At 39.4% G+C, this 25,637-nt stretch carries 22 protein-coding genes, 1 tRNA gene and 1 pseudogene; 20 read left to right on the forward strand and 4 right to left on the reverse strand.

The genetic code is table 11. The features are described 5' to 3' along the window. Positions 1–41: 41 nt before the first annotated feature. The 15 genes and pseudogenes from BN202_RS00045 (at position 42) to nusB (ending at position 17,928) form a co-directional block, all read left to right on the forward strand. A tRNA-Trp gene (locus tag BN202_RS00045) sits at positions 42–117 on the forward strand. 176 nt (positions 118–293) lie between these two features. Then, entirely contained in the window at positions 294–506 is a 213-nt protein-coding gene (secE, locus tag BN202_RS00050; RefSeq protein ID WP_019218468.1) for a preprotein translocase subunit SecE, read from the forward strand. A 20-nt stretch (positions 507–526) separates the two neighbouring features. Further along, positions 527–1,057, forward strand: coding sequence for a transcription termination/antitermination protein NusG (gene nusG / locus BN202_RS00055; protein ID WP_019218469.1), 531 nt, complete (start codon positions 527–529; stop codon positions 1,055–1,057). A 152-nt stretch (positions 1,058–1,209) separates the two neighbouring features. Beyond that, a complete protein-coding gene (rplK, locus tag BN202_RS00060; RefSeq protein WP_019218470.1) occupies positions 1,210–1,638 on the forward strand; it encodes a 50S ribosomal protein L11 in 429 nt (142 codons plus the stop codon). Between the two features lie 4 nt (positions 1,639–1,642). After that, on the forward strand, positions 1,643–2,341 hold the full coding sequence (gene rplA, locus BN202_RS00065; RefSeq protein ID WP_019218471.1) for a 50S ribosomal protein L1: 699 nt from the start codon (positions 1,643–1,645) through the stop codon (positions 2,339–2,341). A 367-nt stretch (positions 2,342–2,708) separates the two neighbouring features. Next, the gene (gene rplJ / locus BN202_RS00070; RefSeq protein WP_034986995.1) at positions 2,709–3,227 is read left to right on the forward strand and encodes a 50S ribosomal protein L10; all 519 of its coding nucleotides are present in this window, start codon (positions 2,709–2,711) and stop codon (positions 3,225–3,227) included. Between the two features lie 103 nt (positions 3,228–3,330). Continuing rightward, a complete protein-coding gene (gene rplL, locus BN202_RS00075; RefSeq protein WP_012231477.1) occupies positions 3,331–3,702 on the forward strand; it encodes a 50S ribosomal protein L7/L12 in 372 nt (123 codons plus the stop codon). 289 nt (positions 3,703–3,991) lie between these two features. Next, a complete protein-coding gene (rpoB, locus tag BN202_RS00080) occupies positions 3,992–8,143 on the forward strand; it encodes a DNA-directed RNA polymerase subunit beta (RefSeq protein ID WP_019218473.1) in 4,152 nt (1,383 codons plus the stop codon). A gap of 176 nt (positions 8,144–8,319) precedes the next feature. Then, positions 8,320–12,531 (forward strand): DNA-directed RNA polymerase subunit beta', encoded by a 4,212-nt coding sequence (rpoC, locus tag BN202_RS00085; protein ID WP_019218474.1) that lies wholly within the window; start codon positions 8,320–8,322, stop codon positions 12,529–12,531. An 848-nt stretch (positions 12,532–13,379) separates the two neighbouring features. Next, on the forward strand, positions 13,380–14,693 hold the full coding sequence (gene glyA / locus BN202_RS00090; protein WP_034986997.1) for a serine hydroxymethyltransferase: 1,314 nt from the start codon (positions 13,380–13,382) through the stop codon (positions 14,691–14,693). Between the two features lie 14 nt (positions 14,694–14,707). Beyond that, positions 14,708–15,190, forward strand: a complete 483-nt coding sequence (gene nrdR / locus BN202_RS00095) for a transcriptional regulator NrdR (protein ID WP_019218476.1) — start codon at positions 14,708–14,710, stop codon at positions 15,188–15,190. After that, positions 15,183–16,311 (forward strand): annotated as a pseudogene (gene ribD / locus BN202_RS00100) (bifunctional diaminohydroxyphosphoribosylaminopyrimidine deaminase/5-amino-6-(5-phosphoribosylamino)uracil reductase RibD). Before nrdR ends, ribD begins: the two are co-directional and overlap by 8 nt. After that, complete coding sequence (locus tag BN202_RS00105; RefSeq protein WP_019218477.1) at positions 16,293–16,910, forward strand: riboflavin synthase; 618 nt, start codon at positions 16,293–16,295, stop codon at positions 16,908–16,910. Before ribD ends, BN202_RS00105 begins: the two are co-directional and overlap by 19 nt. A gap of 90 nt (positions 16,911–17,000) precedes the next feature. After that, positions 17,001–17,465: a 6,7-dimethyl-8-ribityllumazine synthase gene (locus BN202_RS00110; RefSeq protein WP_019218478.1), complete on the forward strand. Its 465-nt coding sequence runs from the start codon at positions 17,001–17,003 to the stop codon at positions 17,463–17,465. Next, positions 17,458–17,928 (forward strand): transcription antitermination factor NusB, encoded by a 471-nt coding sequence (gene nusB / locus BN202_RS00115; protein WP_019218479.1) that lies wholly within the window; start codon positions 17,458–17,460, stop codon positions 17,926–17,928. The genes BN202_RS00110 and nusB overlap by 8 nt, the downstream gene beginning before the upstream one ends. Before the next feature lie 54 nt (positions 17,929–17,982). Here the strand turns inward: nusB and BN202_RS00120 are convergent, their stop codons facing one another. Further along, positions 17,983–18,462: an outer membrane protein assembly factor BamE gene (locus tag BN202_RS00120; protein WP_019218480.1), complete on the reverse strand. Its 480-nt coding sequence runs from the start codon at positions 18,460–18,462 to the stop codon at positions 17,983–17,985. 223 nt (positions 18,463–18,685) lie between these two features. Here BN202_RS00120 and BN202_RS00125 point away from each other — a divergent pair, with 223 nt between their 5' ends. The 5 genes from BN202_RS00125 to BN202_RS00145 all read left to right on the forward strand — a co-directional run bounded on the left by BN202_RS00125 (position 18,686) and on the right by BN202_RS00145 (position 22,600). Beyond that, positions 18,686–19,243, forward strand: a complete 558-nt coding sequence (locus BN202_RS00125) for a YceD family protein (RefSeq protein WP_019218481.1) — start codon at positions 18,686–18,688, stop codon at positions 19,241–19,243. Between the two features lie 165 nt (positions 19,244–19,408). Continuing rightward, complete coding sequence (gene plsX / locus BN202_RS00130) at positions 19,409–20,491, forward strand: phosphate acyltransferase PlsX (RefSeq protein WP_019218482.1); 1,083 nt, start codon at positions 19,409–19,411, stop codon at positions 20,489–20,491. A gap of 36 nt (positions 20,492–20,527) precedes the next feature. Further along, positions 20,528–21,502: a beta-ketoacyl-ACP synthase III gene (locus BN202_RS00135; protein WP_019218483.1), complete on the forward strand. Its 975-nt coding sequence runs from the start codon at positions 20,528–20,530 to the stop codon at positions 21,500–21,502. Between the two features lie 74 nt (positions 21,503–21,576). Further along, positions 21,577–21,900 carry an integration host factor subunit alpha gene (locus BN202_RS00140; RefSeq protein ID WP_034986816.1) on the forward strand — a complete coding sequence of 108 codons (324 nt, stop codon included), beginning with the start codon at positions 21,577–21,579 and terminating at the stop codon, positions 21,898–21,900. Positions 21,901–22,096: 196 nt separating this feature from the next. Beyond that, the gene (locus tag BN202_RS00145) at positions 22,097–22,600 is read left to right on the forward strand and encodes a MerR family transcriptional regulator (RefSeq protein WP_019218485.1); all 504 of its coding nucleotides are present in this window, start codon (positions 22,097–22,099) and stop codon (positions 22,598–22,600) included. A 37-nt stretch (positions 22,601–22,637) separates the two neighbouring features. On the opposite strand, the gene thrS is transcribed toward BN202_RS00145, so the two are convergent. From thrS to BN202_RS00160, 3 genes are all read right to left on the reverse strand, one after another. Further along, a complete protein-coding gene (thrS, locus tag BN202_RS00150) occupies positions 22,638–24,614 on the reverse strand; it encodes a threonine--tRNA ligase (protein ID WP_019218486.1) in 1,977 nt (658 codons plus the stop codon). A gap of 115 nt (positions 24,615–24,729) precedes the next feature. Further along, entirely contained in the window at positions 24,730–25,083 is a 354-nt protein-coding gene (yidD, locus tag BN202_RS00155; RefSeq protein WP_019218487.1) for a membrane protein insertion efficiency factor YidD, read from the reverse strand. Further along, the gene (locus BN202_RS00160; RefSeq protein ID WP_019218488.1) at positions 25,084–25,512 is read right to left on the reverse strand and encodes an iron-sulfur cluster assembly scaffold protein; all 429 of its coding nucleotides are present in this window, start codon (positions 25,510–25,512) and stop codon (positions 25,084–25,086) included. Positions 25,513–25,637 lie beyond the last annotated feature (125 nt).

Genomic DNA, 25,637 nt, shown 5'->3' on the forward strand with positions numbered 1-25,637 from the left:
AGTGGTTATTGAAGAGTCTTAAAGGTGTAATTTTAAGAGTTAGGGGTATAGCTCAGTTGGTAGAGCGGCGGTCTCCAAAACCGCAGGTCGCGGGTTCAAGTCCTGCTGCCCCTGCCAAAGAGAAGTAGGTCTTGGCTGTGAGGAGGATAATTTTTTAATTGCCTTCTTCACTTTTTTCCTATAGAAGTTATTTTTTTGTATTGTTATTAAGTAAAAATAATGAGGAAGCTGCTTTACTGTGTTTGTTTTGTTTTTTGTATCACAGTAAGGTTAGAAAGAATATAGTGTGACTGATGGCATCTAGAACCAATCCAATTACCTTTTTGAAGCAAGTTTATGCAGAAACAGTTAAGGTCAAGTGGCCCACACGTCGCGAGACGGTGATTTCTACTATTATGGTGTTATTGGTGACTGCGTTTGCTTCTGCTTTTTTCTTTGTTGTCGATCAGGTTATGCATTTTGGTGTTTGGCGGGGCGTTGATCTTCTAACGTATCTTTTTAGTTGATAGTGTAAGGAAGTGTGACTGTGGCTGCTCGTTGGTATATTGTTCAAGCGTATTCAAATTTCGAAAAAAAGGTGGCGGAAGCTATCGAGAAAGAGGCGAAGCAAAAAGGGCTTGATCATCTATTTGAAAAGATTTTTGTTCCCACAGAGCGTGTTGTAGAAGTTCGTCGTGGACGTAAAGTCGATGCTGAGCGAAAGTTTTTTCCTGGTTATGTTCTTGTTTGTGCTGAATTAACAGATGAGGTTTATCACCTTATTAAGAATACACCTAAAGTGACAGGTTTTTTAGGGTCAGATGCGCGTCCAGTTCCCATTTCTCATCGGGAGGTTGAGCAAATTCTTAAACAAGTTCAAGAAAGAGTTGATGCTCCGAAATCTTCCGTGTTGTTTGAGGTAGGAGAGCAAGTTCGCGTTGCTGATGGTCCTTTTGTTTCGTTTAATGGGATTGTTCAGGAGGTTGAAGAAGAGCGTTCTCGCCTTAAGGTGGAGGTGCTTATTTTTGGGCGTCCTACGCCTGTTGATTTAGAATTTAATCAGGTTGAAAAACTTTGATGAAGCTTAAAGTGGTTTTTTTTGGTCGCTTTAAGAAACTGGTGGGAGGTGATTTATGGCTTTTGTCGGCTTAATGATCCGAACCACTCAACTGCAGAGGGTGCAGGTAAGATAAGTTGCTAGCATACCAATAAAATTAAAGGCAGATTGTTATGGCAAAAAAAAGTATAGGTCAGCTCAAATTGCAGGTTCCTGCAGGAGCTGCTACTCCATCTCCACCGATTGGTCCAGCGCTTGGTCAGCGTGGTATTAATATCATGGAGTTCTGTAAAGCATTTAATGCAGCTACGCAAGAAATGGAAAAGGGTGCTCCGATTCCGGTTGTTATCACTTATTACCAAGATAAGTCTTTCACTTTTTCTTTGAAAACGCCTCCTGTATCGTTTTTTTTGAAAAAGGAAGCAAATTTGAAATCTGGTTCGAAAGAGCCTGGTAAGGTGTCTGTAGGGAGTATTTCTCGTGATAAGATACGTTCAATTGCAGAAGCAAAGATGAAAGATCTTAACGCAAATGACATTGAAGCAGCGATGCGCATGGTTGAAGGTTCTGCTCGCTCTATGGGCTTGGAAGTGGTGGGCTAATATTATGGCAAAAGTAGCAAAGAGAATAAGAAATATCCGCAAAGATGTTGATTTTAATCAACTTTATGCTTTAAATGATGCGGTTTCAATGGTTAAAGAGCGTGCGGTTGCTAAATTTGATGAAACAATTGAAGTTTCAATGAATTTGGGTGTTGATCCTCGTCATGCAGATCAAATGGTTCGAGGTGTTGCGCATTTGCCTAACGGAACGGGACGGAACGTTCGTGTCGCTGTTTTCGCACGTGGAGATAAAGCTGAGGAAGCTAAAGCTGCTGGTGCTGATATTGTAGGGGCTGAAGATTTATTTGAGCGCATTAATGGTGGGACGATTGATTTTGATCGTTGTATTGCAACACCAGATATGATGCCTCTTGTTGGTCGTCTTGGTAAGATTCTTGGTCCACGCAGTTTGATGCCTAATCCAAAAGTTGGTACAGTGACGCTCGATGTTGCTAGTGCTGTCAAAGCTTCTAAAGGTGGTGCTGTTGAATTTCGTGTCGAAAAAGCTGGTATTGTACATGCTGGTATCGGCAAGGCTTCTTTTGGAGTTGAGAAAATAGTGGAAAATATTAAAGCTTTTGCTAGTGCTGTTATGAAAGCTAAGCCGCAAGGTGCAAAAGGTGAATATGTTAAGCGCGTTGCAATTTCTTCGACTATGGGGGTTGGGGTTAAAGTCGATCCTGCAACTGTTCGTTCAGACTAGATATGAGCGGATTTGTAATTGTATTTTGGGGTGTGTGAATATCGAAATTGTGTTTAAAATGTCGGTATTTTATCGGCATTGTGTTATCTGAGCTTTATAGAGCTTAGGTTATACCGGAAGAAATTCCGGAATATCCTGTCCGAGATTGTGGGTGATGCTATTTGCAGTATCTTAATCAAAAAAACCCGCATGAGACTGGGGTAAAAACTGAGAGTTAAAAGACTTTAAAGGGTTTGAGCCAAGGTTGCCTTTGATCGCTATGCGTGAAAAAGGGGACAGGATCCTCATGGATGACATGAAATATTTTATGTTATCAAAGGTAACCAACGGGTTTGTTTTAAGCAAATCTGTTAAATGGAGAGAGACAGTGAATAGAGCGGAAAAACGCGAATTTGTTACATGGCTTAACGAGGCTTTTCAAAAGTCTGGTTCTGTTGTTGTTGCACATTATTCCGGTCTGACAGTTTCCCAGATGAACGATCTTCGTTCAAAAATGGGTGAAGCTGGCGGTGCCGTTAAAGTCGCCAAAAACCGTCTTGCTAAAATCGCTCTTCAGGGCACGGAATCTGAATCAATAGCGAGTCTGTTTACTGGGCAGACCCTTATTGCTTATTCAGAAGATCCAATTACAGCACCGAAAGTTGCTGTTGATTTTGCGAAAAGCAATGACAAATTTATCATCCTTGGTGGTTCGATGGGTGCAACAAGTTTGAGTGTAGATGCTGTGAAGTCATTGGCTTCATTGCCTTCACTTAACGAGTTGCGGGCAAAGCTTGTGGGTATGATTTCTACTCCTGCGACCCGTATCGCACAGGTTGTTAATGCACCTGCTGGTAAGGTTGCGCGTGTCATTGGAGCATATGCTCAGGAGGATAAGGCGGCTTAAGGCTGTTTTGTATTCATATTTATGGAAGAGCTTTGCTGCTTTTCTATTTTTTTGAATAAATTTTAAACAATGGTTCAAATCTTTTAATTGAAGGAATTTAAAAATGGCTGATCTAGCGAAGATCGTAGAAGACCTTTCTAATCTAACTCTTTTGGAAGCTGCAGAGCTTTCTAAATTGCTTGAAGAAAAATGGGGTGTTTCAGCTGCTGCTCCTGTTGCTGTAGCTGCTGTTGCTGGTGCTGCTGCTCCAGCTGCTGAAGAAAAAACAGAATTTGATGTTATTCTTGTTGAAGGTGGTGCGCAGAAGATTAATGTTATTAAGGAGGTTCGCGCTCTTACGGGTCTTGGTCTTAAAGAAGCAAAAGATCTGGTTGAAGGTGCACCCAAACCTATTAAAGAAGGGGCCTCTAAAGAGGAAGCAGAAAAAATTAAATCTCAACTTGAAGCAGCTGGTGCTAAGGTTGAGCTTAAGTAAACTTTATTTTATCGGCGAGCATTTATGTTCGCCGATTTCCTTTCTTCTAGCAAGAAGAAAGAGAAACAATGAAGGCCTTTCCCCAGTGTTTTAGTGACTGTATAGGGGGAGGTTTTGTTCTTAGTCCCTTCATCGTGGGCCAAGTAAATGGGATGGCTTGTGTTAGTGGGACAAGTTGGTGGTGCCCCCATGAGCGGGTATCAAGTGAACTGATCTGCATGTGCAGATTAATGGCATAAAGCCTTCAAGGTTTAGTCTATCTTGAAGAGTTAAAGATCAAGGAGCGACGATGGCTCAGACCCTAACGATGATGTCTCAATTCAATGGTCGTAAGCGCGTACGCAAATTTTTTGGTAAGATTCCTGAAGTGGCAGAGATGCCGAATCTTATTGAGGTTCAAAAAGCGTCATATGATCAGTTTCTCATGATTGAGGAACCGAAAGGCGGACGACCAGATGAAGGTTTGCAAGCTGTTTTTAAATCGGTATTTCCTATTTCGGATTTTTCCGGTACAGCTATGCTTGAGTTTGTTGGTTATGAATTTGATTTACCAAAATTTGATGTTGAAGAATGCCGTCAGCGTGATTTGACTTATGCTGCACCATTGAAGGTGATATTACGTTTAATAGTTTTTGATGTTGATGAGGATACTGGCTCGAAAGATATTAAAGATATTAAAGAGCAGGGCGTTTATATGGGCGATATGCCTTTAATGACGACCAATGGTACTTTTATCGTTAATGGTACGGAGCGTGTTATCGTTTCGCAGATGCATCGCTCTCCTGGTGTCTTTTTTGATCATGATAAGGGGAAATCTCATTCATCGGGCAAGTTTCTTTTTGCTGCTCGCGTTATTCCGTATCGTGGTTCTTGGCTGGATATTGAGTTTGATGCGAAGGACATCATTTATGCTCGAATTGATCGGCGCCGTAAGATTCCTGTTACCAGTCTTTTGATGGCATTAGGCATGGATGCCTCGGATATTTTGTCGACATTTTATAACAAAGTTACCTATGAGCGAGATGGAGATGGGTGGCGTATTCCTTATTCTGTTGATCGTTTTAAAGGAATGAAGCTCGTTTCTGATCTTGTTGATGCAGACAGTGGTGAAGTTGTTGCTGAGGCAGGAAAAAAGCTAACGGTTCGTATTGCAAAATCTTTAGCCGAGAAAGGTCTTAAGGCGGTTAAAGTTACTGAGGATGATTTATTAGGGTGCTATTTAGCAGAAGATATAGTCAATTATCAGACAGGTGAGATTTACCTTGAAGCTGGTGATGAAATTGACGAGAAAATATTAAAGATTTTGTTTGATGTTAATGCGGATAAAATCAATATCCTTGATATTGATCATATGAATGTTGGGGCGTATATCCGCAATACTTTAAAAGTGGATAAAAATGAAAGTCGCCAAGATGCACTATTTGATATTTACCGGGTGATGCGTCCAGGTGAGCCACCAACAATGGATACAGCAGAAGCGATGTTCCATTCGCTATTTTTTGATCCAGAGCGTTATGATCTTTCTGCTGTTGGGCGTGTTAAGATGAATTTACGTATGGATCTTGATTGCCCAGACACAGTTCGCATTTTGCGTCAAGAGGATATTCTTGCTGTTGTTAAGATGTTGGTTGAATTGCGTGATGGCCGCGGTGAAATTGATGACATTGATAATCTTGGCAATCGTCGTGTGCGTTCTGTTGGGGAATTGATGGAAAATCAGTACCGCATTGGTTTGCTTCGCATGGAACGTGCAATAAAAGAGCGTATGTCATCGGTTGAAATCGATACGGTTATGCCTCAGGATTTAATAAATGCGAAGCCTGCAGCGGCAGCGGTTCGCGAGTTTTTTGGATCTTCGCAATTGTCGCAGTTTATGGATCAAACCAATCCATTATCGGAAATTACCCATAAGCGCCGTCTTTCTGCTCTTGGGCCAGGTGGTTTGACACGTGAGAGAGCAGGTTTTGAAGTTCGTGACGTGCATCCTACGCATTATGGTCGTATTTGTCCGATTGAAACGCCTGAAGGTCCTAATATTGGTTTGATTAATTCCTTAGCGACATTTGCGCGCGTTAATAAATATGGCTTTATTGAAAGTCCATATCGCAAAATTATTGATGGTAAAGTAACAACAGAAGTTATTTATCTCTCTGCTATGGAAGAATCGAAGCATTATGTTGCACAAGCTAACTCTTCATTGGATAGTGAAGGACGCTTTACAGAAGAGTTTGTTGTTTGTCGTCATGCTGGTGAAGTTTTGATGGCGCCGCGTGATCACGTAGATTTGATGGATGTTTCACCCAAACAGTTGGTTTCAGTTGCTGCAGCGCTTATTCCATTTTTGGAGAATGATGATGCGAATCGTGCTTTGATGGGATCAAATATGCAGCGTCAGGCAGTTCCCCTTATACGCGCGGAAGCACCATTTGTTGGTACGGGAATGGAATCCGTTGTTGCGCGCGATTCAGGTGCTGCTGTCAGTGCAAAGCGTAGTGGTATTGTTGATCAAGTTGATGCAACGCGTATTGTTATTCGTGCAACAGAAGATTTAGATCCTTCGAAATCGGGTGTTGATATTTATCGTTTACAGAAGTTTCAACGTTCTAATCAGTCTACTTGTATTAATCAACGTCCTCTCGTTCATGTTGGTGATCGAATAGAAAAGGGCGATATTATTGCAGATGGTCCATCCACGGATCTTGGTGATTTAGCTCTTGGGCGAAATGTTCTTGTAGCTTTTATGCCTTGGAATGGATACAATTATGAAGATTCCATTTTGTTATCTGAGCGCATTGTTGCTGATGATGTTTTTACTTCGATTCATATTGAGGAATTTGAAGTTGCAGCACGGGATACAAAGCTTGGTCCTGAAGAGATTACCCGCGATATTCCTAACGTTGCAGAAGAAGCGTTAAGGAATCTTGATGAGGCTGGTATTATCTATATTGGTGCTGAAGTTCAACCTGGTGATATTTTGGTTGGCAAGATTACACCAAAAGGTGAAAGCCCTATGACCCCAGAAGAGAAGTTGTTGCGGGCAATTTTTGGCGAAAAAGCTTCAGATGTTCGTGACACTTCTATGCGAATGCCTCCTGGGACTTTTGGGACTGTTGTGGAAGTTCGTGTTTTTAACCGTCATGGTGTGGAAAAAGACGAACGTGCAATGGCAATTGAACGTGAGGAAATTGAACGTTTAGCTAAAGACCGCGATGATGAACAATCGATTCTTGATCGCAATGTTTATGCGCGTCTTGCTGATATGTTGACAGGTAAAGTTGCTGTAGAAGGACCAAAAGGTTTTTCAAGCAGCAAAGAGCTTGACAGTACAATAATGGGGAATTATCCGCGCTCACAATGGTGGCAATTTGCTGTTGAAGATGAAAAGCTTCAAAATGAAATTGAGGCTTTGCGCAAGCAATATGATGAATCAAAAGAAGCTTTGCAACGGCGCTTTATGGACAAAGTTGAAAAAGTCCAAAGGGGCGATGAAATGCCTCCTGGTGTTATGAAGATGGTTAAGGTTTTTGTCGCTGTAAAACGCAAAATCCAACCAGGTGATAAAATGGCGGGACGTCATGGTAATAAGGGGGTTGTGTCACGCATTCTTCCGGTAGAAGATATGCCTTTTCTTGAAGATGGAACCCATGCTGATATCGTTTTGAATCCACTTGGTGTGCCTAGTCGTATGAATGTTGGTCAGATTCTTGAGACGCATCTTGGTTGGGCATGTGCTGGTATGGGCAAGAAGATTGGTGATTTGCTAGAGTTATATCAAGAGACGGGTGATATATTGCCTCTGCGTCAGCGTATTGAAAATCTCATGCCTGATAATAATCATAATGAACCAGTGCGCCAGTATGATAATGAAAGTCTTTACAAATTAGCGCAGCAAATGAAGAAAGGCGTTTCAATCGCAACTCCTATTTTCGATGGAGCGCATGAAGCTGATATCAATATGATGTTAGAGGATGCGGGTTTAGATAGTTCAGGGCAGGTTACGCTTTATGATGGTCGTACTGGAGAGCCTTTTGATCGTCCAGTAACGGTTGGTTATATTTACATGCTGAAATTACATCACCTTGTTGATGATAAAATTCACGCACGCTCGATAGGACCATATTCTCTTGTAACACAGCAGCCATTGGGTGGTAAGGCACAATTTGGTGGTCAACGTTTTGGTGAAATGGAGGTTTGGGCACTTGAAGCTTACGGTGCTGCATACACTCTACAGGAAATGCTGACTGTAAAATCAGATGATGTAGCTGGTCGAACAAAAGTTTATGAAGCAATTGTGCGCGGTGATGATACGTTTGAAGCAGGTATTCCTGAGAGCTTTAATGTGTTGGTAAAAGAGATGCGTTCACTTGCTCTTAATGTAGAGCTTGATGATGCACGTGAACTTATTGCACAACGGGCATTATCTGAGGCAGCAGAACAGTAATCCAAGGAGCGTACTGGAATGAGTGCGCTCTGGTTATCTTGAGAGAAAAAATCAAGAAACTTCTATTATAGAGAGTATAGATCAGTTTAAAAAGTAGAAATAAGTTTTAAATAAGATCTGTAACAAAACTAATGAGATATTACAATAGGTTCTAAGAATCTTTGAAGGAGAACGGCATGAACCACGAGGTCATGAATCTTTTCAATCCTCAAACGTCAGCGCAGACATTTGACTCTATTCGTATTTCCATTGCGAGTCCTGAGAAGATTTTGTCTTGGTCGTACGGTGAGATCAAGAAGCCTGAGACTATTAATTATCGGACTTTTAAGCCAGAGCGTGATGGTCTTTTTTGTGCACGTATATTTGGCCCGATTAAGGACTATGAATGTCTGTGCGGTAAATATAAACGCATGAAATATAAGGGTATTATCTGCGAGAAATGCGGTGTGGAAGTAACCCTTTCACGTGTGCGCCGTGAACGGATGGGGCATATTGAACTTGCAGCTCCTGTTGCTCATATTTGGTTTCTTAAATCATTACCAGGTCGTATTTCTACACTTTTAGATTTAACTTTGAAGGATATTGAGCGGGTTCTCTATTTTGAGAATTATATTGTAACGGAACCAGGATTGACATCTCTTAAGCTTCATGAGCTTCTTTCGGAAGAAGAATATATGCTTGCTATTGATGAATTTGGGGAAGATCAGTTTACGGCTATGATTGGTGCAGAAGCTATTTACGAGCTTCTAGCAGGTATGGAATTAGAGAAAATCGCTAATGATTTACGTCTTGAATTGTCTGAGACAACGTCTGAGTTAAAACAAAAAAAGCTCATTAAACGGCTTAAGATCGTTGAAAATTTCCTTGAATCTGGCAACAAACCAGAATGGATGATTATGAAGACGATTCCGGTTATTCCCCCTGATTTGCGTCCCTTGGTTCCCCTCGATGGTGGGCGTTTTGCGACGTCAGATTTGAATGATCTTTATCGTCGTGTCATAAATCGTAACAACCGCTTGAAGCGATTAATTGAATTGCGTGCTCCTGGAATTATTGTACGTAATGAAAAACGTATGGTACAGGAAGCTGTTGATGCATTATTTGATAATGGTCGGCGTGGGCGTGTGATCACTGGAGCAAATAAGCGTCCGCTTAAATCTCTTTCGGATATGCTAAAGGGTAAGCAAGGACGTTTCCGTCAAAACTTACTTGGGAAGCGTGTTGACTATTCGGGACGTTCTGTTATCGTGACAGGTCCTGAATTAAAGTTGCATCAATGTGGTCTTCCTAAGAAAATGGCTCTCGAATTATTTAAGCCATTTATTTATGCACGGCTTGATGCGAAGGGGTATTCATCAACTGTGAAGCAAGCAAAGAAGCTTGTTGAAAAAGAGCATCCAGAGGTTTGGGATATCTTGGATGAGGTTATCCGTGAACATCCTGTATTGCTTAATCGTGCGCCGACATTGCACCGTTTGGGAATTCAAGCTTTCGAACCTATTTTGATTGAAGGAAAAGCTATACAGCTTCATCCCTTGGTATGTACTGCTTTTAATGCGGATTTTGATGGTGATCAGATGGCGGTTCATGTTCCTCTTTCTCTTGAAGCACAGCTTGAAGCTCGTGTTTTGATGATGTCAACCAATAATATTCTTCATCCAGCCAATGGTGCACCAATTATTGTTCCATCACAGGATATGGTTCTTGGTCTTTATTATCTTTCTATTGTTTCTGAAAAAGAACCAGGTGAAGGAATGGCTTTTGCCGATATAGGGGAGCTTCATTATGCCTTGGAAAATAAGGTTGTGACTCTTCATACAAAGATTAAAGGTCGTGTTAAAAATATGGGGAAGGATGGGAAAGAAGTTGCTGAGCTTTATGACACAACACCTGGTCGTTTGATTATTGGTGAGCTTTTGCCTAAAAATCCAAATATCTCATTTGATATTGTCAATCAAGAAATGACGAAAAAGAATATTTCTAAAATGATTGATCAGGTTTATCGGCATTGTGGGCAGAAAGAGACAGTTATTTTCTGTGACCGTATCATGCAACTTGGTTTTTCTTATGCGTGTCGTGCGGGGATTTCTTTTGGCAAAGACGATATGGTTATTCCTGATAGTAAATCACGTTTGGTTGCAGAAACGGAAGCCTTAGCTAAAGAATATGAACAGCAATATAATGATGGTCTTATTACGCAGGGTGAAAAATATAACAAGATTGTGGATGCGTGGGGGAAATGTACAGATCGCGTTGCTGATGAGATGATGAAACGTATTCAGGCTGTTGAGTTTGATCCTAAAACTGGTCGTCAACGTCCAATGAACTCGATTTATATGATGTCTCATTCTGGGGCGCGTGGTTCTGCTAACCAAATGAAACAGTTGGCGGGAATGCGTGGGTTAATGGCAAAGCCATCGGGTGAAATTATTGAAACTCCCATTATTTCAAACTTTAAAGAAGGGCTAACCGTTAATGAATACTTCAATTCGACACACGGTGCTCGTAAAGGGCTTGCCGATACTGCATTAAAAACTGCTAACTCTGGTTATCTAACACGACGTCTTGTTGATGTTGCGCAGGATGCTATTATTTCAGCTGTGGATTGTGGTACTGCAAAGGGGCTGACTATGCAGCCAATTGTTGATGCTGGGCAAATTGTTGCTTCTCTTGGGCAAAGAATTCTTGGTCGCACAGCGCTTGTTGATATTTTGCATCCAGTTTCTGGAGAGGTTATCCTTGAAGGTGGGGCAATGATTGAGGAAGCTGATGTTGCTAAGATTGAAGAAGCTGGAATTCAGTCTGTTCAAATTCGCTCTGCTTTAACATGTGAAACACGCCTTGGTGTTTGCGCCAAATGTTATGGTCGTGATTTGGCGCGTGGTACACCGGTTAATCAAGGAGAAGCAGTTGGTGTTATTGCTGCTCAGTCCATTGGTGAACCGGGAACGCAGCTTACTATGCGTACTTTCCATTTAGGGGGAACGGCGCAGGTTGTTGATTCATCTTATTTAGAAGCCTCTTATGAAGGTACGGTAGAGATTCGTAATCGCAATGTGGTTCGCAATTCTGAAGGCCATTTGGTGGTTATGGGACGTAATATGGCTATCCTTATCAAGGATGAATCTGGAAAAGAGCGTGTGGTCCACCGCGTTAGCTATGGTGCGCATATTTTTGTTGATGATGGTGACGTGGTTAAGCGTGGTCAACGTATAGCAGAATGGGATCCTTATACACGTCCAATTTTAACGGAAGTTGATGGATATATAGGTTTTGAAGATATGGTTGATGGTTTATCAGTTACAGAAACAGCTGATGAATCTACAGGTATTACGAAGCGTTTGGTGATTGATTGGCGTGCTAATCCTCGTGGAGCTGATCTAAAACCAGCTATTATCATTCACACAGATAAAAAGGGTGAAAACATTGCCAAATTGTATAAGGGTGGTGAAGCCCGTTATATGATGTCAGTGGAAACTATTCTGTCTGTTGAACCTGGTTCACATGTTAAGTCCGGCGATGTTATTGCTCGTTTACCAATGGAAAGCGCGAAAACCAAAGATATTACAGGTGGTCTACCACGTGTGGCTGAGCTTTTTGAAGCGCGACGTCCAAAGGATCACGCTATCATTGCTGAAGTCAGTGGTACAATTCGGTTTGGTCGTGGCTATAAGAATAAGCGTCGTATTATTATTGAACCAAATGATGAAACTGTTGAACCAGTAGAATACTTGATTCCAAAGGGTAAGCTGTTTCACTTCCAAGAAGGCGACCAAATTGAAAAAGGGGATTATATCCTTGATGGTAATCCGGCTCCTCATGATATCTTAGCGATTAAGGGTGTTGAGGCTTTGGCGTCTTATCTTGTTAATGAAATTCAGGAAGTGTATCGTTTGCAGGGTGTTCTTATTAATGACAAACACATTGAAGTGATTGTTCGCCAGATGTTGCAAAAAGTTGAAATTACTGAATCTGGAGATTCTGGTTATATTCCAGGGGATAATGTTGACCGTATTGAACTTGATGAAATCAACGATAACTTGATTGCAGAAGGGAAAAAGCCAGCATCTGGCACACCTATTCTTCTTGGAATTACAAAAGCCTCTCTTCAAACACCATCGTTTATTTCGGCAGCATCGTTTCAGGAAACAACAAGAGTGCTTACAGAGGCTGCAGTTTCTGGTAAAATTGATACTTTGCAAGGTCTTAAGGAGAATGTTATTGTCGGTCGTCTTATTCCTGCCGGTACAGGTGGTACGATTGCACAAATTCGCCGTATTGCAGCTGTTCGTGATGATTTAATCGTAGATGAGAGACGCAAGTCTAGCAATAACGAGATGGCTAAGGCTATGTTGACAAATATGGCGACGGAAGCAGTTGCTGAATAATTTTGGGACTGTACTCAAAAAAAGTAATAAAAGCACCTGAGTTTAAAATTTAGGTGCTCTTTGGTTTACGAAATGTAGCCTCAGAGTATTTTTTTACAAACTATATCTGTAAAGTTTCTGCTATTTTTAGCATCCTTTATAGTTTATTGCATTTTGTGATAATGGATTTACCTTTCCTGTTGTTTATAGAATTTCTTACTTATTGCGGCTAAATAAAAGCTTTATTTCCAAAATATTTAAAATATCTGCATAAGATAATTAGGTGGAGATATCTTAAAGACAAAGGTGGTTTATCTAAAAATAAGCTAACCGTTGATTTTAAATGTTTTCTTGATTGGATATCTTCTATAAAAGATAAAAAAGTCTTTTTTATTATCTAAAAAATATTAATTTTCTATTTTATATAATTTTTATGGGGTGAAATTTTTCTGCGTTTCTTTCATATGCTCAGGGAAGCAGATGGTAAATTGCTAACTTAAAACTTTATAAAAATAGGTATATTTTTGTTAAGAGTATGTTTACAAAACCAGAGGAGTAAATATATGAATATTATTCAATCTGTGCATTGACATGTGAATTTTTAATAAACACTTAGACTTTTCATTATGAGAGTGCAAGTTATGCTTATCCGCGTGAAGGAAAAAAGCCAAGGTTTAAGATTTCTGCGGAAGGTCCAATGCAACAGGATAAATATAGCATTGCAACAAATACTAGTAAAAACTAGGCTTCAAAAGAATAAGATAAATGTTTGCGTCATTTTTAAGTAAGAATGATTTAAAATGTTTGGTTTGCATGGTTTGCTGTGTTATCGTTCAATGAGTTTATTTTTTATATTAGGAACGTGTTTTATGAATCAGCAAGGAAATGACATACAAAAGCGCTTTTTAAATGATAATTTACAGACCGCTGATATTGCAATCTTTGATGCAATTAGGGGAGAGTTTGAGCGTCAACAACATGAAATTGAATTGATTGCTTCAGAGAATATTGTTTCAAGAGCGGTTCTTGAGGCGCAGGGGTCAGTTTTAACCAATAAATATGCAGAAGGTTATCCAAGAAAGCGCTATTACGGAGGGTGTCAGTTTGTTGATATAGTTGAAGATTTAGCAATCGAGCGAGCAAAACAGCTTTTTGGCGCTACTTTTGCAAATGTTCAGCCTAATTCTGGTAGCCAAATGAATCAAGCAGTTTTTTTAGCTTTACTCACACCTGGTGATACGTTTATGGGATTGGATTTAAATGCTGGTGGTCATTTAACCCACGGTTCGTCGGTCAATATGTCTGGAAAATGGTTTGATGTTGTTTCCTATGGTGTGCGGCAAGAAGATCAGATTATTGATATGGAGGAAGTTGAATGCCTTGCAAAAGAACGTAAGCCCAAGCTTATTATAGCAGGTGGTTCTTCTTATTCACGGCTATGGGATTGGAAACGGTTTCGTGAAATTGCAGATGAAATTGGTGCTTATTTCCTCGTTGATATGTCTCATATTGCAGGTCTTGTTGCTGGCGGTGTTCATCCTTCACCTGTTCCCCATGCACATATTGTAACGACGACCACGCATAAGTCGTTGCGTGGACCTCGCGGTGGCTTGATATTGACAAATGATGAAGCTTTATCCAGAAAAATCGATTCAGCAATTTTCCCTGGACTTCAAGGTGGACCTTTAATGCATGTGATTGCTGCTAAGGCTGTTGCATTTGCAGAGGCTTTACAGCCTTCTTTCAAGAGTTACAGTGCTCATGTTGTTGCTAATGCCAAAACCTTGGCAAAAACATTACAGAGTAATGGTTTTAATATTGTTTCTGGTGGTACAGATAATCATTTATTACTGGTTGATTTGCGTTCCAAAAATGTAACAGGAAAGCGTGCTGAATTAGCTTTAGGGAGGGCAAATATTACCTGTAATAAAAATGGTATTCCTTTTGATACTGAAACACCATCTATAACATCAGGAATTCGTTTGGGATCGCCTGCTGCGACAACGCGTGGTTTTGCAGAAAAGGAGTTTATTCAAATTGGTGAGCTGATTTCAGAAGTTCTTGAGGGGCTTAGAAAAGCAAAAAATGATGAGGATAATAGCGCTGTTGAAATGGCCGTTAAGAAAAAAGTGAAAGATATAACACAACAATTTCCTCTCTACTCTTATATTAGTACTTGTTAAGGATACGGGAAGAGATGCGCTGTCCTTACTGCCAATACGAGGATACACAAGTTAAAGATTCGCGTCCGGCGGAGGAAGGGACTGTTATTCGTCGTCGGCGTGTATGTTCTGTTTGCGGCGGCCGCTTTACAACTTTTGAACGTGTTCAATTACGTGAGCTTTTGGTCTCTAAAAAAAATGGAAAATGCGAACCATTTGATCGTGATAAGTTAATGCGATCGGTTAATATAGCTGTACGTAAACGTAATATTGATCCCGACTATATTGAACGAGCGGTTTCTGGCATTGTACGTCAACTTGAAAGTTTGGGGGAACCAGAAATTGCTTCGGAGAAAATTGGACATCTTGTGATGGAAGCACTGAAAAGAATTGATGATATTGCCTATATTCGTTTTGCTTCTGTTTATCGAGATTTTCGTAATGCCAGCGATTTTCACGATGTTATAGATGAGTTGTCAAAGGGTATAACGGATACAGAATTTCATTTTGATGAATAAGAAAATGCAAGATGAGCGATTTATGGCGGCAGCTATCCGTTTGGCGGAGCGTCATGTTGGTCTTACGGGTGAGAATCCTTCGGTTGGTGCGTTAATCGTGCGAAACGATGACGATGTAGGAGCGTTCATTGTTGGTTATGGCGTCACAGCCATTGATGGAAGACCCCACGCTGAAGTGCAAGCCTTGCGTATGGCTGGTTCTTTGGCGTATGGTGCTACTGCTTATGTTACTTTAGAACCTTGTTCGCATTATGGAAAAACGTCACCCTGTGTAAATGCACTCATTGATTCAGGTATTTCTCGGGTTGTTATTGCTCTGACAGATTTAGATAAGCGAGTTAATGGTCGTGGTATTGCTCTTTTAAGGACGGCTGGTATTGAAGTTGTTGAAGGCATTCTGGCTAAAGAAGCTTTTGAAGCCTTATGTACCCATTGGTGCATAAAGAAGATGCAACGCTGTTCCGTTACTTTTAAAATGGCAATTTCTGCTGATAATGGTGTAGGAAAAAAGGGGCAGGGTGGAATAAAAATTAGTGGTATGATGTCTCATAACCATACGCATATTCTGCGTGCTCAAAATAATGCTATTCTCGTTGGTCTTGGTACTATATTAGCAGATGATCCGCAATTGAATTGTCGTTTACCAGGGATGGAAGGGCGTTCACCTATACGTATTGTTTTGGATGTAGATTTATCTATACCCCTTGATGCAAAAGTTGTCCAAACAGCAACAAAAATTCCTACATGGGTTATTTGTGATAGGAATCTTGCAAAGAAAGACAAAAAAAAGTGCACTAGAGCAGTATGGTGTGTCTGTGTATTCAGTAGAAATAAAAAATGCTTATATGCAGCCCCTTGCTATCTTACAGCTGCTTTATCAACGTGGGATCAACAGTATTTTACTTGAAGGGGGGGTAAAGACAGGGGAAAAGTTTTTAAATGCTGGTTGTGTGGATCATTTGATATGCTTTTATGCCCCTGTTATTTTAGGAAAAAATCGTATTGAGGCTCCTCATTTTAGAAATTATCTTTCACAGTTTCACGAAGTTGAAACCAGAATGTTTGGAGATGATCGTTTTTATAAATGGAGACGTAAGACATTATGTTCACAGGGATTATAACGGATATTGGTTGTGTTGAAGATGTGCAATCTTTAAAGCAAGGGATGCGTTTAAATATTTCTACACTCTATGATCTAGAGAGCTTAGAAATTGGCGCTTCTATTGCTTGTTCAGGAATTTGTCTGACAATCGTTGAGAGAGCAACACGACATGCGAATCTGAGTTGCTTTGCTGTAGAGGCGTGGGAAGAAGCGTTGCGTTTGACGAATCTTGCACAGTGGACAAAAGGAACTTGTATTAATTTAGAACGTTCACTCAAATTGGGTGATGAAATGGGTGGGCATTTGGTTTTTGGGCATATCGATGGTTTGGCTGAGATTATTGACCAAAAAAATGAAGGTGATGCAGTTCGTTTTTTTCTAAAAGTTCCAAAGCGGTTTACGCCCTTTATTGTAAATAAGGGATCACTTGCGCTTAATGGAACATCTTTGACTGTTAATTATATTGAAGATTGTATTTTTGATGTTCTTATTATCCGTCATACACTGGAAATGACGACTTGGGGACAAGCTAAAATTGGCGATCAAGTCAACTTAGAAATTGATCATTTTGCTCGCTATGCTGCAAAATTTTCTAGCTTTAAAATGAAAGATGAATAAGCCGAAAGTTTGAAAGTTATTGATAGTTTTTAGAATTTTGCACTCTATAATCCTCAATTCTTTTGTTCATTTTTCTCGTGGGATTTTATTATGATAAAAGAAAAACATAAAAAGCTGCATCTATTGATTGTTGAAGCACGTTTTTATGATGAGATTTCTGATGCACTTCTGGCAGGTGCAGTAAATGCTTTGCAAAAAGCTGAAGCAAGTTATGATGTTGTAACAGTTCCAGGAGCCTTAGAAATACCCAGTGCAATAGCTTTTGCTGAAAAAAATAAGCTATTTTATGATGGTTATGTCGCACTTGGTTGTGTTATTCGGGGGGAAACATATCACTTTGAAATTGTTGCCAATGATTCTTGTCGTGCTTTGATGGATTTAACTGTTCATAAGCATTTGGCTATTGGCAATGGTATTTTAACTGTTGAAAGTGAAGACCAAGCATGGGAGCGTGCAAAGCAGGATAAAAAAAATAAAGGTGGTTTTGCTGCTGAAGCTGCTTTATGTATGATCGCTCTAAAAAAAGATTTGGAGTTAATCAATAAATATGTCTGATATGAAAAGTAGGCATTCTCCGCGTTTAGCTAATAAACGTGGTGCAGCAAGAATCGCTGCTGTTCAAGCACTTTATCAAATGGATATTGTTGGTTCTGGTGTGATGGAAACAGCAGCTGAATATGAGGCTTATCGTTTAGGAAAAGATATTGACGGAGATCAGTATCTTGATGCTGATTTTCAATGGTTTTTGGCTATTATTACTGGTGTTGTAAAGAGTCAAAAAAAACTTGATCCTATGCTTCATCAACAGCTTTCTGCCGAGTGGTCACTCTCACGCCTTGATTCTATATTGCGTGCAATTTTGCGTGCAGGTTTATGGGAGCTAATCAATCGTCAAGATGTCCCTGTTGCTGTTGTTATGAATGAATATGTAGATATAGCAAAGGCATTTTTTGAAGGTGAGGAGCCAAAGCTCGTTAATGCAGTTCTTGACAGCATGGCAAAAAAAGTTCGCACTTAAAAACATGTCTACAATTCTGATGCTCTCAGGATTGTAGACAGATTATATGTATGTCTAATTATGGGTTGGTAAATTCGCAGGGCCTTTTATAATTTGAATCAAAAAAGGCTGTTCTTTTGTTGCCGTTGGTGTTGTTTGTGCAATAAAATCAAAAACTTGACCGTCTCGTAGACCGTAATTAGCTATTTTAGTAACCTGATTATTTTGGTTGAAGTAAATGGCCAAAACTTTACGATCAATAATTTTGGTTTTCATAAATTGCATCCCACGATAACGTGTTTGTGAGATATAATAAAAGATTTCATTATCATATTTTGTTTTTAGCGAGGGGGTTCCTAACGCAAGAAGAACTTGCTCTTGGCTTGATCCAATGGAAATAGAACTAACAGCATCTTTATCAATAATGTAACCCTCTTGATATATTTGGCTTGTGCCTGAGGAATCAAGAATACTACAACCCGCGATCGCTACCATGCTTGCTATTGACAGTCCAATCAATAATTTACGTTTGATTATGTCCACTCCGTGAGGCATTTGAAACAATGGTATCTCCCTTTATACTCAAATATAAATATTACAAGAAGGCAATCTCAAGTTTTTTACTATTTTAGTTTAATCTATCGTAGCTTACATTGAGGTTCCCTGTTATAAAAACAAATTATGCCATACAGAATTTCTTTAGAAAAGAAAAAAATGAATAAAATGTATTTTGGTTGAATAAAAGCGCAATACATTCTTTTCTATTCGGGAGTTGCCAATGAATGTTCAAAATGTTTCTCAAATGGCATTTGCTTTAACGTATCCAATATCAGTACGTTCCCTATCTGCAAAAGGTATAAAGGTTCATATTTGTGCAAACCAACGAGAACGTGCAGATTTAGCGAAAAGTCATGCTTTAGTTGAAGTAAAATCCTGTGAGGGAAAATTCCATATTTTTCCGTGGAAAAAACGCGGGGTACATATAAAAGGTCTATTGCGGGCGCGCATAATACAGTTATGTGTTGTCACATTAGAGTCATTAGAAAATGTTCTCCATGAAAATATTGAGGTTTTTTTTCTCCCTGAGGACTCAAATTTGTTGAAACCCAAAATATTAGAGAATACAGGAGAATTGTTTTTAGATGCGGAGGGGTTAGATACGCCAGAAGTATTTTGTGGCGATAAAATTGATATTGGTGCAGTCATGGAAGAGTTTTTTGAGTTATCCATTAATCATTATCCGCGCAAAAAGGGAGCAAAGATGCGTGTTATAGAAAATGAAGAACAAACTGAACAAAAATTATCGCCATTTTCTGTTTTGAAAAGTTGGAAGTAATTGTAAAAATATAAAAAAAGTATCTATTCTATACTATAACTATTATAAAAATGGGTTGCCTTCTGCGAAGTTATTTTCGCACGGTGTTTTTTTTGTTGTTCTAATAACAAAAAATTGTCATAGGCATTCAAAATGCGTAAATGAAAAGATGTGGGATATGCAAGCGTGATTAGGATTTCTGTAGATGTCATGGGTGGCGATTATGGTCCAGAAGCAACTATTGCAGGAGCAGCAATTATACAAAAAAAGTTGCCAAATATTTATTTTTTATTTTATGGTATAGAGGAAGTTGTTAAGCCGGTTTTAAAAAAATATCCTTGTCTGGCTTCTGTGTCGCGCTTTTATCCTACAGAAAGTTATACACGTATGGATGAGAAGCCAAGCCAAGCACTTCGTAATGGGCGCGGTAAATCGTCTATGTGGTATGCAATTGAAGCGGTAAAAAATGGTGTAGCTGATGCTTGCATTTCTGCGGGCAACACTGGTGCGCTCATGGCAATGTCTTATTTTTGTTTAAAAATGATGGCGGAAGCTGAGCGTCCTGGCATTGCCGGTATTTGGCCAACACTTCGTAGCGAAAGTATTGTTTTGGATATTGGAGCGACTATTGGAGCTTCTGCTAGCCAGTTGGTTGATTTGGCTGTTATGGGAGCGGGGATGTTTCGCACTTTATATCATACTGAAAAACCAACTGTTGGACTCTTAAATGTGGGTGTTGAAGAGGTTAAAGGCCTTTATGAAATTAAAAAGGCGGGAATGATATTACGTGAAGTGCAATTAGAAGGATTAGAGTATAAGGGATTTGTTGAAGGCAATGACATTGGCAAGGGAACCGTAGATGTTGTTGTAACGGAAGGCTTTACTGGTAATATCGCTTTAAAAACTGCAGAGGGAACTGCGCGGCAGATAGCGGAGATCTTAAATTCTGCACTGAGGAGTTCTCTTTTAACATCTCTTGGTTATTTTTTATCGCGAAGCGCTTTTCGTGCATTAAAACACAAGATGGATCCCGATCGAGTGAATGGTGGTGTGCTTTTAGGCTTAAATGGTGTTGTCATTAAAAGCCATGGTAGTGCTAATGCTAACGGTTTTGCTTCTGCTATCCGTGTTGGTTATGAGATGGTTCATAATGGACTGTTGAAAAAAATAACTGCTGATTTACGGCACTTTCATGAGAATAAAGAAACGCTTTTTGATCAAGACAATGAAGTGATAATGAAGGGGAGGGATTATGATAAGCTTTTGTAATATAAATAGAAAATATAAAGAGAAGGCTAGGAGAGAATGATTCGATCCGTTATATGTGGGGTAGGAAGTGCTTTGCCTCAAAAAAGCTTATCGAATGATGAGATTGCAAAATTTGTTGAAACATCAGATTCATGGATTGTTCAGCGTACGGGAATACGTCAGCGTTATATTGCCAGTGAAAATGAAACAACTGTTTCTTTAGGAGTTGAAGCCGCGCAAGCAGCACTTACAAATGCTGGTTTAACAATAAAAGATATTGATTGTATTATTTTAGCAACCTCTACGCCGAATCGTACTTTCCCTGCTTCTGCTGTTGAAATTCAGCGTGCTTTAGGAATGCGCCATGGATTTGCTTTTGATATTCAAGCTGTTTGCTCTGGTTTTATTTTTGCGCTAGCAACCGGAGATGCTTATTTACGCTGCGGAGTGGCCAAGAGAATTTTAGTTATCGGATCTGATACATTTTCTCGAATCTTAGATTGGAAAGATCGCACGACATGTGTTTTATTTGGTGATGGTGCAGGTGCAGCTATTTTGGAGGCACAGAAAAGTGAAAAAGGGGGAACTTTTGATCGTGGTATATTATCGACAAAATTACGCTCTGATGGTGCGTATATGGATAAGCTCTATGTGGATGGTGGTCCCTCAACAACGCAAACAACGGGTTATTTGCGTATGGAAGGACGAGAGGTCTTTAAATATGCAGTTGGTATGATAACGGATGTGGTTGATGATTGTTTTACGGCTGCTGGTATGGTTTCTTCACAATTAGATTGGTTTGTACCGCATCAGGCCAATAAGCGTATTATTGAAGCATCAGCTAAAAAGTTAGGAATTGCTATAGATAAAGTGGTGATTACCGTTGATCAGCATGGTAATACATCTGCCGCATCGGTGCCGTTGGCTTTAACTACGGCTATTGGTGATGGGAGAATTAAAAAAGGAGATCTCATCATGTTAGAAGCTATGGGCGGCGGTTTTACATGGGGAGCAATTCTTATTCGTTGGTAGTATATCACTTGACCATATTTGAATAAAACGTATAAATCACTTGGTAATTTTTAATATTTGAATAGGTGGTTATAATGACAAGTAAGACAGTAACGCGTGCAGATTTAGCGAGCGTAGTTTGTAGAAGGGTGGGCTTGTCACATACCGAGTCAGCAGCTTTGGTTGAGTTGGTTTTGGATGAAATTTGCAATTCACTGGTAAGAGGTGAGGCTGTTAAATTATCTTCTTTTGCGACTTTTCAAGTCCGCAATAAAAATGAACGGGTAGGGCGTAATCCAAAAACTGGTATTGAAGCGCCTATCCCGCCGCGACGTGTCGTGACATTTAAAGCTGCAAATATACTTAAACAGAGAATTCTTGATTCGCATCGTGCAAGACAAAAAGGCGATAGTGCATAAATAGAAGCTGTTACAATGTTTGGTGTTTGTTAAAAAAAATTGTATAAGATCAAATTATGCGTTTTTGTTAAGAAAAGTACTTTTTAGTTTAAAGATTATCAAATATGGTTTTATTTTTGACCAATCTTTTTGAGAAATTAGGGCTTGATAAGTCTCTGTGAAATCATTTGTAGTGTTTTAGATAAGGTGTTGTAAAATGGATAAGAGCTCCGATGCTTTTCGCACAATTAGCGAAGTAGCTGAGTTGTTGGAGCTTCCACAACATGTGTTGAGGTTCTGGGAAACACGTTTTAGGCAGATTAAACCGATGAAACGTGGTGGGGGAAGACGCTATTATCGCCCAGCCGATATTGATTTGCTCAATGGTATTAAGCAGTTATTGTATGATCAGGGTTATACTATAAAAGGTGTGCAACGTCTTTTGAAAGAAAATGGAGTTGCTTTTGTTACTGCATTTGGAAATGGCGATCTGGATGCTATGAATATTGTTGTAGAAAAGAGACATGTGGGTCATACTTCTGAATCGAGTAACAATAAGCCTAAAAAGTCTTCTTTTGGACTTTTAAGTTTCATGAGGAATGAAGAAGAAACATCTATCGGTTCTGTTAATATCTACAAAGACAAAACTGATAAAGCATTGCTACAAGAGACTCTGTTTGAACTCATTGAATGTAAGCGTGTGCTTGATAGAGCACGATAGCAGCAACTCTTTCCGCTTTATAGTTCTTTTTAGTTTTTTAGGCACTCATTAAACGGCGTAAATCTGGGGGTGTTGCTTCATCTGTGAGTTTCTTAATCACCTCTTCTATAGATAGAAATACTTGATCCGTACTTCCTAAGCGGCGCATGCTTACGCTATTTGTTTCGGATTCACGTTTACCGCATACCAAAATCACAGGAATTTTTTGTAAAGAGTGTTCACGTATTTTGTAGCTAATTTTTTCATTACGAAGATCTGATGTTGCGGAAAGGCCAACGGCTTTAAGTTTTGCTGTTATTTTTTTTGCATATTCATTTGCCTCTGAGGTAATTGTTGCCACAATGACTTGTTCAGGTGCAAGCCATAGTGGCATATGCCCAGCAAAATTTTCGATTAATATACCAAGAAAACGCTCCATTGAGCCAAAGACAGCCCGATGTATCATGACAGGTTGACGTTTTTCTGAATCTTTATCAATATAAAATGCTCCAAAACGCTCAGGAAGATTAAAGTCTATTTGTGTGGTTCCACATTGCCACTCACGACCGATAGCGTCTTTCAATGTATACTCAAATTTTGGACCATAAAATGCGCCTTCACCTGGTAAAATACTTGTTTTGATTTGTCCTGAAAATTTGCTCTCAATCGTTTTAAGAACAGATTTCATAATATTTTCTGCATGATCCCACAATGCATCAGATCCAACCCGTTTGTCTGGGCGCGTTGAAAGCTTAAGGCTGATTTCTTTAAAACCAAAATCAGCATAAGTTGATAAGATTAAATCATTAATACTAAGACATTCATCAGACAGTTGTTCATCAGTGCAAAAAATATGCGCATCATCTTGTGTAAAACTACGTACACGCATAAGACCATGCAGAGAGCCTGACGGCTCATAACGATGAACAACACCAAATTCAGCAAGTCTGACAGGTAAATCTCGGTAAGATTTTAAACCATGTTTAAAAATCTGCACATGACCAGGACAATTCATTGGTTTAAGAGCATAAACATTTTCATTATCCCAATCTTCAGCTGCTGGAATTGCTTTGAACATGTTCTCTTTATACCACCCCCAATGTCCAGATATTTCCCAAAGTGATCTATCGAGAACTTGTGGTGCATTAACCTCAGCGTATTGATGGTCATCAAGACGTCTACGCATATAGTTGGTCAAATTTTGGAACATTTTCCAGCCTTTTTTATGCCAAAAAATCATGCCTGGTCCTTCTTCTTGGAAATGAAATAAGTCCATTTCACGTCCCAGACGGCGATGATCACGTTTTTCAGCTTCTTCTAGCATGTGCAAATAGGTTTTTAAATCGGCCTCATTGGCAAATGCCGTACCGTAAATTCTCGTGAGCATTGGCTTATTGGCATCACCACGCCAATAAGCTCCTGCAACTTTCATCAATTTGAAGGCATTGCCAATTTGTCCAGTAGATTGCGTATGAGGCCCGCGGCAAAGGTCAAACCAATCACCTTGATAATAGATTTTTAAATCTTGATTTTCAGGGATGCTATCAATAAGCTCGACTTTATAGAATTCACCTTTTTCAGAAAAAATTTCTCGAGCTTTTTCACGAGACCAAATCTCTTTTTTGAAAGCTTTATTACGTTGAATAATTTCACGCATTTTCTTTTCAATAAGGGTGAGATCATCCAAGGTAAAAGGTTGTTGGCGTGCAAAATCATAATAAAAGCCGTTTTCGATAACGGGTCCAATTGTTACTTGCGTTTCAGGAAAAAGCTCTTGCACTGCTTCAGCTAGAACATGTGCGCAATCATGACGTATGAGCTCAAGAGCACGTGGATCTTCTCGGGTAATAATTTCTATTTGACCAGATTGCCCCAATGAATCTGATAGATCTCGAGTGATTCCATTAAGGTTATAGGCGACCGCTTTTTTTGCCAGTGATTTAGAAATGGATTCTGCTAATTCCAAACCAGTCATTTGGGCTGGATAATCACGTTTTGAACCATCAGGAAAAGAAAGAGAAACAGAACAGGACATAAAATACCCCTTTAAGCCAATTCCGCCAACAATTGCGGATGGTTTTGTAAAAAATTAATAATTATTAAAGCCTATAACTGATTTTTTTATCAAGAGGTATGAAAAAATAAAAGAATTATTTATGATGTTTCTTATAAATTTTCCAATAACGCCAAGGCTTATAAAAACAATAAGAATTCTCAAGAGAGATAGGGACTGGATCAAATCCATGTGTTCCAAATGGGCCACAACGTATAATACGAAAAAGTCCCATCCAAGAACCAGCCCACAGTCCATGGCGTGCGATTGCCTCATAAATATATTCCGAACAAGTCGGTGCATGGCGACACTGATTGCCTATGAAACTGGAAAGTGTTATTTGATAAAGACGTATCAAGAAAATTCCAAGTAATCGGCCTGGTGTTTTCCTCCAAGGGCCCATATAGTTTCGCGTTTGTTTCTTTTTTTGTTGAGGCTGTGATTTGATCATTTATTTTTCTTTAATTTGCTTAATGCAATCTACAATTGCATCAAAGGGAAGCATCGTTGATGCATGACGTTCTTTGTAGTCTTTAATGGGCTGTAAGCAAGAAAAAGCTTCAAAGGGTGCTTGAGGAAGGGGACCATTTTTTGTTAGCATACAGTAGATAATTTCATGTAACATTATCAGATCTTGTGTTGTTTGTCCGATGATATGGGATGCTAAAAGTGAAGCAGAAGCTTGCCCTAGTACGCATGCATGTATTTCATGGGCGAAATCTGTAACAATGTCATTTTTTATTTTTAAATCTACAGTGATTGTTGAACCACAAAGGCGTGCAGATTTTTTTGACGTTGCATCCGGATTATTAAGGCGCCCAGTTCTGCTTATATGCGCAGCATATTCAAATATTTTATCACTATAGATATTGTCAATCATGCATCATTGCCTGAAATTTTAAGAGTTGTGATTGTTTAAGCTTTTCATTCTCTTATATAAAGATTATACAAAATGAAATTGATATGTGGCAAATGCTTTGTAGAGGGTAAGCTTGGAGTTTTTAA

The organism is Bartonella florencae, assembly GCF_000312525.1.
In the GTDB taxonomy this organism is placed as follows: domain Bacteria; phylum Pseudomonadota; class Alphaproteobacteria; order Rhizobiales; family Rhizobiaceae; genus Bartonella; species Bartonella florencae.